Origin of the sequence: Mycobacterium sp. 852002-51971_SCH5477799-a (genome assembly GCF_001667145.1) — a bacterium.
Lineage (GTDB): Bacteria > Actinomycetota > Actinomycetes > Mycobacteriales > Mycobacteriaceae > Mycobacterium.
Map to the genome: position 1 here is coordinate 1 of NZ_LZIF01000065.1, position 849 is coordinate 849.

General features: G+C 63.7%; 1 protein-coding gene. It reads right to left on the reverse strand.

Features of this window, described 5'->3' with window-relative positions; all coding sequences use genetic code 11:
• A partial coding sequence (locus tag A5753_RS07675) for a condensation domain-containing protein (RefSeq protein ID WP_231990030.1) occupies nucleotides 1-849 on the reverse strand: 849 nt, incomplete at both ends.

An 849-nucleotide genomic window follows, 5' to 3' on the forward strand; every position in this document is an offset into this window, starting at 1 on the left:
ACATACTGCACCGGCAACGGCGCCCACCCCGGCACCTGCCCCGCACACCGACTGGCATACGCCACACCCAAATCCCGCACCAACGGGGCCACCGACCACCCATCAGCAGCGATATGGTGCACCGCGGCCACCAACACATGCTCATCCTCAGCGACCCGGAAAAGCCTTGCCCGCAAAGGAATCTCGCCAGCCAAATCAAACGTGTAACGAGCCGCGGCGCCCACAGCCGCCTCCAGCCGATCATCCGGCCAGCCGACGGCATCAACAACCTGCCACCCGAAATCAACCCGCCCCACCGGAACAATCACCTGCTGAGGGACCCCGTCCACCGCCACAAACAACGTCCGCAAACTTTCATGACGGCCCACCACATCAGCCAGCGCCGCCCCCAACGCCTCAGCATCCAACCGACCACTGAGCCGCAACGCCACCGCCATGTTGTAAATCGGTGACGGCCCCTGCAACTGATCCAGGAACCACAACCGGGCCTGGGCAAACGACAACGGAACCACCGCCGGGCGCTCCACAGCCACCAACGGCTCCAGCCCACCCCCACCCGCACCCTCAATACGAGGCGCCAGCTCAGCCACCGTCGGCGCCTCGAACAACACCCGCACCGAAAGACCCGCATCAAAGGACTTATTCACCGCGGCAATCACCCGCATCGCCGACAGCGAATCCCCACCCACCTCAAAGAACGAGTCATCAACCCCGACCCGCTCCAAGCCAAGAACCTGGGCATAAATCCCAGCAACAATCTCTTCGGTCAAGCTGGTCGGGGCGCGATAGCCCTCGCCGTCTTGATAGCCCGGGGCCGGCAAGGCTTTGGTGTCGAGTTTGCCGTTAGCG